The sequence below is a fragment of the Roseiarcus sp. genome, from assembly GCF_052145395.1.
Taxonomy (GTDB): Bacteria; Pseudomonadota; Alphaproteobacteria; order Rhizobiales; family Beijerinckiaceae; genus Roseiarcus.
Genome location: NZ_JBKQOT010000615.1, coordinates 1 through 8739 on the forward strand (window position 1 = coordinate 1; position 8739 = coordinate 8739).

Here is an 8739-nt window from a genome sequence, read left to right on the forward strand (position 1 = left end):
GCGAGGGCCTTCTGGGCGCCACCGAAGCGATAAGCGAGCCGCCAACGTTTCGCCCCATCAGGGGTGATCCACAACAGAAGGCCGCCGCCATCCGAAAGCTTGATGATTTTCGGGCCGGGAAGCGCCCGCCTTATCGCGAGATCGGTAAGGGCCATGTTGGTACAAATCGGCGGCAGGATTGCCGCGTACCAATGAATCTACCAACAATCGTGTTGGACGCAAGCGAGCTTCGCCGGACCTCTCTGGACGTCCGGATGCTCATATCTCGTTGATTTTCTGATGGAATTGGACGAACTTGGCCGTCTCAGAACGTCAAAATGGTGCCCAGGAAAGGACTCGAACCTTCACGGCTTGCACCGCTGGTACCTGAAACCAGTGCGTCTACCAATTCCGCCACCTGGGCACGGGCCGTTTCATAAAAGCGGCGGCGGGCGGATGTCAATGGCGGGCGCGCCGGGAACGCTTGCGATTCCGCCGATCCGTCAGCCTCCGGCGCCGGCGGCCTTAAGTCCCGTACGCCTTCAAGAACACGTCGACCGCGGCGACGACCGCCGCCTCGATCTCCTCCTGCGCGACCCGGTCGACGACGCCGAACAAGATCCGCTTGTACACGTAGCTCTGGCACAGGTCGATGAACTGCCAGGCGGCGCGCTCGGGGTCGGGGACCCTGAGGGCGCCGGCCTTTTCCAGCGCGGCGAGCTCGCCGGCGAGCCGGGTCGCGCCGAAGAGAGGGCCCGATTCGTAGAAGGCGACGCCGATCTTGGGGAACTTCTCCACCGCCGCGACCACGACGCGCGCGAGCGCCAGCACGCTCGGCTCGGTCATCCGGCCGATGAGCCGGACGCCGAAATCGGTCAGCATGTCGCGGACGTCGCCTTCGCGCCGGAACACGCACATGCGCTCCGCCGCCTGGGCGAACTCGCCGCGGATGATCGCCTCGAACAGGTCGTCCTTGGAATCGAAATAGGCGTAGAGCGTCCCCTTGGAGACGCCGGCGGATCGGGCGATGTCGTTCATGCTCGCGCCATCGAACCCGGAGGCGAGGAACACCGCGCGCGCGCCGTCCATGATCTGGCGCAGCTTGGCGCCGCCGTCATGCCGGTGGTCGTGATCGAGAATGTCTCCGTCCATCGCCGCGATCCGCGCGCTCCTGTTTTCCGACCGAACCGTTCGGTTCGATTTTTGTTGCCATAACCCCCACATTCGGCTAAGTCAACCCAAAATGACCGAACCGTTCGGTTCGGCCAGTCCTTTCAGGGAAATAGCTTCATGGCCGACAGTCCCGCCGCCGTTTCGGAGCCCGCAACCGAGTCGCGCGCCGTGACGACCGCGCAACCGGCGGGCGTTCCCGCGACCACTCCGGCGGCCGGCGTTCCCGCCGCGCCAAGGCCTGGCGGCGCCCCGCCGGCGACGACCCAGTCCGCGCCGAAGCGCTCGGGCGTCGTGCGCCGCTTCATCCTGCCGGTCGTCCTCCTTGCCGCGGTCGGCTACGCCGGCAAGTTCGGCTACGATTACTTTGTCGAGGGCCGGTTCCTGGTCTCGACCGACGACGCCTATGTTGGCGCCAACACGGCGATCATCGCCGCCAAGGCGGCGGGGCACCTTCTGCAGGTGCCGGTCGTCGACAACCAGGTCGTGCATCAAGGCGACCTGCTCGCCCTCATCGACGACGGCGACTATCGGCTCGCGGTCGATTCCGCGCAGGCGAAGGTCGAGACGCAGGACGCCACGATCGCCCGTTTCGGTCGGCAGATCGACGGACAGAGCGCGGTCATCGACCAGGCTCAGGCGCAGGTGGAGGCCTCGCAAGCGCAGCTGCGCTCCGGCGAGGCCGAAGTCCAACGCTCGTCGCTCGAATACGACCGGTCGTACAAGCTCGCCCAGACCAATTTCGGCTCGCAACAACGGCTCGAACAGGCGACCGCCGACCGCGACCGCACGGCCGCGGCGCTCGCCGGCGCCAAGGCGAACGCCGCTTCCACAGTCGCCGCGCTCGAAGGCGCGAAAGCCAATCTCGACGTCCTCAAGGCGCAGCGGGACGAGGCGACGCGCCAGCGCAACGAGCTGATGACGGCTCTGTTCAAGGCCAAGCGCGACCTGAGCTTCACCCGGGTCGTTGCGCCGTTCGACGGGGTGGTCGGCAACAAGGCCGCCGAAATCGGCAACCTTGTTCAGCCCGGCACGCGGCTGATGGCGCTGGTGCCGCTCGCCGCGTCCTACGTCGACGCCAATTTCAAGGAAACCCAGCTCGGCGGCATCAAGCCGGGACAGAAGGCCGACGTCAGCATCGACGCGCTCGATGGCCGGACGATCGAGGGCGTCGTCTCGTCGATCTCGCCGGCCTCCGGGTCGGAGTTCTCGCTGCTGCCGCCGGACAACGCGACCGGCAATTTCACCAAGGTCGTGCAGCGCGTGGCGGTCCGCATCACCTTCCCCGAGGAGGTGCTGAAAACGACCCCGCTGCGGCCAGGGCTGTCGGTCGTCGCCACTGTGCACACGCGCGATCCCAACGCGCCGAAGCCGACGCTGCTCGGCGCGCTCGGCTTCGAAGCCTCCGCCACCAAGACCGACGAGCCGTGAGCGACGCCGCCGCGCTTCCCGCGCAGGGCGCGCCGGCCGCGCCGGCGCGACCGATGGGTCCGCCGGCGGGACCGCCCGGGTTCGCGACGGCGCATTTCTCAACAAAGCGCCTCGCCGCCTTCATCTTCATGGTGTTCGGGATGTTCATGGCCATCCTGGACATCCAGATCGTGTCCGCGTCGCTCTCTCAGATTCAGGCCGGGCTTTCCGCGTCGTCGGACGAGATCACCTGGGTCCAGACGAGCTACCTCATCGCCGAAGTCGTGATGATCCCGCTATCGGGCTTCCTGTCGCGGGTCGTCTCGACACGGGTGATCTTCACCATCTCGGCGGGCGGCTTCACGCTCATGAGCTTCATGTGCGCCCAGGCGAGCACGATCGATGAGATGATCCTGTGGCGCGCGCTGCAGGGCTTCATCGGCGGCGGCATGATCCCGACGGTGTTCGCCTCGGCCTTCACCATCTTTCCGCGCTCGAAGCAGCCGCTGATCGGGCCGATCATCGGCCTTGTCGCGACGCTCGCCCCAACCATCGGGCCGACGGTCGGCGGCTACCTCACCGACTGGTTCTCCTGGCACTGGCTGTTCCTGGTGAACCTCGTTCCCGGTATCATCGTCACCGCCGCCGCCTGGCTCTTGATCGACTTCGACGAGCCCGACTGGTCGCTGCTGACGCACTTCGACTATTTCGGGCTCCTGTCCATGGCCGGGTTCCTCGGCGCGCTCGAATATGCGCTCGAGGAGGGGCCGTCGAAGGACTGGTTCGAGAGCGGGCCGGTGACCGCGGCGATCGTGATCTCGGCGATGAGCGCTTTGGCGTTCTTCTGGCGCATGTTCACCGCGCGCCAGCCGATTGTCGACCTGACGGCGTTCCGCGACCGCAATTTCTGGACCGGCACGATGTTCGGCTTCGTGCTCGGCATCGGCCTCTACGGCCTGACCTACATCTACCCGGTCTATCTGGCGGTGGTGCGCGGCTACTCCTCACTGATGATCGGCAAGACGATGTTCGTCACCGGCGTCTGCATGTTCCTGACCGCGCCCTTCGCCGGGCGGCTGATGACCAAGATCGACGCGCGCGTGATGATCGCGACCGGCTTCATTCTGTTCGCGGTCGGCACCTACCAGGCGTCGTTCGTCACGGTCGACTGGGACTTCTGGGAACTCCTGTGGCCGCAGATCTTCCGCGGCGTCGGGCTGATGCTGTCCATGGTGCCGATCAACTTTTTGGCGCTCGGCACCCTGCCGCCGACGAAGATCAAGAACGCGTCCGGGCTCTACAACCTGATGCGCAATCTCGGCGGCGCGGTCGGCCTCGCGCTCATCAACACGATGCTCGACAAGCGCATGGACCTGCATCTCGAGCGGCTGCGCGAATCCGTCACCTGGGGGCGGGTGGTCGCCGACGAGCGGCTCGCCGGCATGGCCGCCGCGCTCGCCGACCGGGGCTCGGACGCCGAGATGGCGGCGACGAAGCAGCTCGCGCTCATGGTGCGGCGGCAGGCCGAGGTGCTCGCGCTGTCCGACGTCTTTTTGGCGCTCACCGTCATCTTTCTCGCCTGCGTGACCCTCGCCGCCCTGATGCGCAAGCCGGTCGCCATGGGCGGCGGCGGAGGACATTAAACCGGGTCGCGACGGTCAAATCCTCGACGACCTTTTGATCATTGCCCCGCCTTCGCGCGCCGAGATCATCGCCAGCGCCGCGCGGACTCGCCGTTTTCGCCTTGATCCTGGCCGAGTTCGCGCCGCCTCGCGTGGGCGTCCGCGCGAACGTCAAAGCGATGCGGGAGACCATGGGAAGCTTGGCGTTCGCAAAACCCTCATCTGGGCGCAGAAAGCCCCGGCGGCCCTCCGCCCTTGTGAATGACGAAGGGCGCAAATCTTGGTTGCGGAAAAACGGAAATTCTATTATGATCGCCTTCATGCGAGCCGCAGACGAAGCGCAATCGGATCGACGCCGTCCTGGATGGGACGCGGGCGTTTACCCGGGGATGGGACGAAGGAACTTCGCGCGGAAAGATTTTTCCGCAAACTCGAGTGTAACGCATTGAAAAGTCACGATTCATGGGTGAATAAGAGGGTCAAATCCAGCGCCGAGCGCGTGTCGAATGCATGCCGAACGCGCGCCGAATGACGCCGAATGACGCCGAACGACGCCCGAATGCGCCTCGCTCCGCGAATGCCCGAGGAAAGGTCTCGCGCCCCCGGCGCCCGGGCGACCGCCCGATAGGCGTCCGTTACTTCTCCGGCGCCGGGATGAACTCGTCGCGGTCGTCGGGCGGCAGGTCGAAGCGGCCCCGGCCCCACTCGGCCTTGCGCCACTCGTCCTTGGCGGCCTCGATGCGTTCCTGGCTGGAGGCGACGAAGTTCCACCAGATGTAGCGGGGCCCGAGCGTCGCCCCGCCGAGCAAGATGAGGCGGGCGCCGCGCTCCCCGCCCGCGACCGTGATCCGGTCGCCGGGCCGGAACACCATCATCCGCCCGGCGTCAAAGGTCTGGCCGGCGACGGAGATCGAGCCCTCGACGACATAGAGGCCGCGATCCTCGTGATCGTCCGGCAGCGGCGCCCGCGCGCCGGGGCTGAGAGTCAGGTCGGCGTAGAACAGTTCGGAAAAGACTTTCGCCGGCGCCGTCTCGCCATAGGCGCGGCCGAGGATGAGACGCAGGACGACGCCGCCGTCCTCGAGCTGCGGCAGGTCATGCCGCGCATGATGCGAGAAGCTCGGGAGGTCGTCCTCATGCGCCTCCGGCAGGGCGACCCAGGTCTGGATGCCGAAGAGCTCATGCGGCGCCTCGCGGGTTTCAGCGCCTGTCCGCTCGGAATGCGTGATGCCCTTTCCGGCGACCATCCAGTTGACGGCGCCCGGATGGATCGTCTGGTTCGACCCCAGGCTGTCGCGGTGCTGGAGCTCCCCGCGGTAGAGGTAGGTAACCGTGGCGAGCCCGATGTGGGGGTGGGGGCGCACATCGATCCCCTGTCCCGTGACGAACGCCGCCGGCCCCATCTGATCGAAGAACACGAACGGCCCGACCATCCGGCGCCGCGGCGCGGGCAGCGCCCGCCGTACTTCGAAGCCGCCGATGTCACGGGCGCGCGGCACGACGAGCGTCTCGATCGCGTCGAGCCCGACCGCGTCGGGACATCCGGGATCGAGCGCAGGGTTCCAGCTCATGACGGCCTCCTTGCCTTCGACGCCCCCCGTCCGCGGACCATAGCCGATCGCGACGCCGCGCTGAACCCGTGCGCTCAATGGAGCGTGCGTCGCGGCGGGAACCGATCGCGGTCCGAAGCGTTGTTGCCTGAAATCCTCGGCGCGCACATGGACCATGACGATGATGACGGCGAAAGGGCTCGGCGACGTCGGCCTGAACGCCGCCGTCGCCAACGCCGTGTTTCATGCGACCGGAACGCACGCGCGCCAACTGCCGGTCAGAATCGAGAAGCTCTTCGTGTGAGGCGACAATGGCCAATCTGTCCGAACGCGACCGGCGCTTCGCCCTGCTCGTGGCGATGATGGCGCCTGATCGACGTTGGCAAGCCGCTCGTCGGCGAATGAGTCTCCTTACCAGACGGGAGTACGCCATGGATCCGGAGGAACAACCCATCGTGACCGGGGCGAACAAGGAGCGTGTCCGCGCGGGCGTGACCGGCCACAACGTCAGGACCGTGCTGATCGTCAGCGTTGCGCTGGTCATCGTCCTGTTCGTTGCGATCGCGCTCTACAAGCCGTGAGGCGCAGCCGCGCTCGATGAGCGCCGCGAAGACGGCGTCACCAAGGCCGAAACGCGCTAGCTCCCGGAGCGGCTCCGTCGGGCGCGCCCGCCGCCCCGTCGAGGTCCCTCGGCCTTGGCCTGAGCGGTTTCGCCGCGCGCCTCTTTTTTCTTGGTCCGGCGCAGATGGCGTTCGTTCTCCGCCGGGCTCTGCTGGTTCGAGGCGCCGGCCTCGCTCAAGGCGATCGCGACCGCCTGGCGGGGGTTGTTGACTTTGCCTCCGGTCGCCGAGCGAAGCTCGCCGTGCTTGAACTCGTGCATGACGCGTCCGACGGTTTCCTTCTGCGACTTGGACTCGCGTGGCATCGGCCTCTCCTTTCCCGGTCGGTTCCCGCCTGGACGGCGGAAATCCACAACCCATGAAACGTACGAGGCGGGCGCCGGTTCCGACGCGTCGGCGCGGCCGTAGCGGCGCTCGGTAAGCGGCCGCTTCGGGCTCGCGCGGGAACAGTTGAGGCTTGTCCGCGTCTAAAGGCCAAGCCGAGCGGGTCACGCATCGCGACGGGACCCGAGGCTCATCGTCAACTCGAATGGAGCGTCGTCATGAGCACGCAGGAGCGCGGATCCTTTTCACGTCGCCACGTCGTCGGGGCGGGCGGCGCGAGCTTCGCCGCCGCGGCGGCGGGGCCGGCTTTCGCCCAGAACGACCGGCCGCCGACCGGACCCGCCGAATTGACCGACCCGAAAACCAGGTATCCGAAGCCGCCGTTCAAGCGGCAGGAGCAGCCCTGGCCGGGCCTCGCCAACCGGATGGATCCCCGGCCCGATCACGGCGAGGAAACCTATCGCGGCTCGGGACGGCTTTCCGGGCGCAAGGCGCTCATCACGGGCGGCGACTCGGGCATGGGCCGCGCCGCCGCGATCGCGTTTGCCCGCAAGGACGCAGACGTCGCCATCGATCATCTTCCCGCGGAGCAGCCGGACGCGGCGGAAGTTCTCGATCTGATCCGGAAGGAAGGCCGCATCGGCCTTTCCATTCCCGGCGACCTTCGCGACGAGGATTTCTGCAACCGGCTCGTCGCGGAGGCGGTCCGCGGCCTCGGGGGCCTCGACATTCTGGTCATGAACGCCGGCCGGCAGCAGACACGCGCCTCGATCCTCGACGTCAGCAGCGAGGATTTTGACGCCACCATGAAGACGAACATCTACGCGCCGTTCTGGATCATCCGCGCCGCGCTGCCGCATCTCAAGCCCGGGTCGACGATTGTGGCCACGACCTCGGAGCAGGCCTACGATCCGTCGCCCGACCTCTACGACTACGCCCAGACGAAGGCGGCGACGATGAACTACGTCAAGTCGCTCGGCAAGCAGCTCGCCAGCAAGGGCATTCGCGTCAACGGCGTCGCGCCCGGCCCGATCTGGACGCCGCTGCAGATCAGCGGCGGCGCCACCCCGGAGAAGGTGGAGAAGTTCGGTGGGCAGACTTCGCTCGGTCGCCCCGGCCAGCCGGCCGAGCTTGCCTCGATCTACGCCCAGTTCGCCGCCGCGGACGCGAGCTATGCGACTGGCCAGGTGTATGGCTCTTCGGGCGGAACCGGTCAGCCCTGACGCGAAGCATCTCGGCGACCGTCCGAGGGGGCGGCATCGCAGTGCGACAAGAGGAGGAAGCCCATGCCGCGAGGCAAGAGCAAGTGGTCGCAGGAGGTCACGAAGCATTCCGACGCGCTCGATCTCGAGCGGGACGTCTTCACGCTGCCTGAGGCGGAAGCCATCGCGGAATCGCTGAAGAGGTCCGCAGAGGAAAGCCCGCGGCGCAAGGCGTCCGCGTTTCGCTCGGCCATGTCGATGTTGACGTTTTACATCAACAGGCCGGGCGGAATCTGCCGGAGCCGCGGAAGCGCACGCTCGAGGACGCGAAAGAGAAACTTCGGCGGCTGTTCGGCCGGACCGAAAAGCCCACAGGGAAGAAAAAAGCCGATTGAGGGCCAATGGCGAGGCGCCGTAGCGCCTCGCCGATCCGCCGCTATTGAGCGGCCCGCGTACTTCTGTCGCCCTTTTGGACCTCCTCGATGATGCGGGGCACGAAGGCTCCGAGATCGTCGGGGTTCCTGCTGGTGATGACTCCGCGGTGGACCACGACCGCCTCGTCGACCCATTGCGCCCCGGCGTTCTCGACGTCTTTCCGGATCGAATTGTATACCCTGCTCAGGTCACAACCCGGAAATTTTTCGGATCGATGACGCGGAAGTTGTCCGTGACGGAAGCGCGAAATTCTGGCCATCGTCTGGGGACGTGTTCGCGCAGGAAACCCAGAACCGCCTCAGTGAACTCTCGATAGCTGGCGTAGCATGTGTTGTGCGTCAGATGCTTGTGCATGACGCCCCACAAGCGCTCGATCGGGTTCAAATGCGGGCAGTACGCGGGAATGAAGTGCAGCCTGATCCGCCTC

Annotated in this window: 11 protein-coding genes, 1 tRNA gene and 1 pseudogene; 6 read left to right on the forward strand and 7 right to left on the reverse strand. The window is 66.6% G+C overall.

Translation table 11 applies throughout. The features are described 5' to 3' along the window. The 3 genes from ACLP25_RS21100 to ACLP25_RS21110 form a co-directional block, all read right to left on the reverse strand. On the reverse strand, nt 1-155 hold a 155-nt coding region (locus ACLP25_RS21100), incomplete at its 3' end, for an Arm DNA-binding domain-containing protein (RefSeq protein ID WP_442471119.1). Nucleotides 156-318: 163 nt separating this feature from the next. Next, nucleotides 319-403 (reverse strand) — tRNA-Leu (locus tag ACLP25_RS21105). 101 nt (nt 404-504) lie between these two features. Further along, a complete protein-coding gene (locus tag ACLP25_RS21110; protein ID WP_442471110.1) occupies nt 505-1131 on the reverse strand; it encodes a TetR/AcrR family transcriptional regulator in 627 nt (208 codons plus the stop codon). 138 nt (nt 1132-1269) lie between these two features. Between ACLP25_RS21110 and ACLP25_RS21115 the strand changes: the two genes are divergently transcribed. Together ACLP25_RS21115 and ACLP25_RS21120 are read left to right on the forward strand one after the other, a co-directional pair. Continuing rightward, nucleotides 1270-2580 (forward strand): HlyD family efflux transporter periplasmic adaptor subunit, encoded by a 1311-nt coding sequence (locus ACLP25_RS21115; RefSeq protein ID WP_442471111.1) that lies wholly within the window; start codon nt 1270-1272, stop codon nt 2578-2580. 53 nt (nt 2581-2633) lie between these two features. Next, complete coding sequence (locus ACLP25_RS21120) at nt 2634-4202, forward strand: DHA2 family efflux MFS transporter permease subunit (protein ID WP_442471120.1); 1569 nt, start codon at nt 2634-2636, stop codon at nt 4200-4202. 614 nt (nt 4203-4816) lie between these two features. Here ACLP25_RS21120 and ACLP25_RS21125 read toward each other — a convergent pair. Beyond that, on the reverse strand, nt 4817-5752 hold the full coding sequence (locus ACLP25_RS21125) for a pirin family protein (protein ID WP_442471112.1): 936 nt from the start codon (nt 5750-5752) through the stop codon (nt 4817-4819). Between the two features lie 160 nt (nt 5753-5912). On the opposite strand from ACLP25_RS21125, the gene ACLP25_RS21130 reads away from it, so the two are divergent. Together ACLP25_RS21130 and ACLP25_RS21135 are read left to right on the forward strand one after the other, a co-directional pair. Then, a complete protein-coding gene (locus ACLP25_RS21130; protein WP_442471113.1) occupies nt 5913-6035 on the forward strand; it encodes a hypothetical protein in 123 nt (40 codons plus the stop codon). Between the two features lie 127 nt (nt 6036-6162). Then, entirely contained in the window at nt 6163-6312 is a 150-nt protein-coding gene (locus ACLP25_RS21135) for a hypothetical protein (protein WP_442471114.1), read from the forward strand. Between the two features lie 56 nt (nt 6313-6368). Here ACLP25_RS21135 and ACLP25_RS21140 read toward each other — a convergent pair whose 3' ends face one another. Next, nucleotides 6369-6656, reverse strand: a complete 288-nt coding sequence (locus tag ACLP25_RS21140) for a DUF6496 domain-containing protein (RefSeq protein ID WP_442471115.1) — start codon at nt 6654-6656, stop codon at nt 6369-6371. 237 nt (nt 6657-6893) lie between these two features. Between ACLP25_RS21140 and ACLP25_RS21145 the strand changes: the two genes are divergently transcribed. Together ACLP25_RS21145 and ACLP25_RS21150 are read left to right on the forward strand one after the other, a co-directional pair. Further along, nucleotides 6894-7898: an SDR family oxidoreductase gene (locus ACLP25_RS21145; RefSeq protein ID WP_442471116.1), complete on the forward strand. Its 1005-nt coding sequence runs from the start codon at nt 6894-6896 to the stop codon at nt 7896-7898. A gap of 63 nt (nt 7899-7961) precedes the next feature. Further along, nucleotides 7962-8272 (forward strand): annotated as a pseudogene (locus ACLP25_RS21150) (DUF3175 domain-containing protein). 41 nt (nt 8273-8313) lie between these two features. Here ACLP25_RS21150 and ACLP25_RS21155 read toward each other — a convergent pair. Then, entirely contained in the window at nt 8314-8571 is a 258-nt protein-coding gene (locus tag ACLP25_RS21155; protein ID WP_442471117.1) for a DJ-1/PfpI family protein, read from the reverse strand. Continuing rightward, the coding region (locus ACLP25_RS21160; RefSeq protein WP_442471118.1) for a transposase at nt 8496-8739 on the reverse strand (244 nt) is incomplete at its 5' end. The genes ACLP25_RS21155 and ACLP25_RS21160, both read right to left, overlap by 76 nt.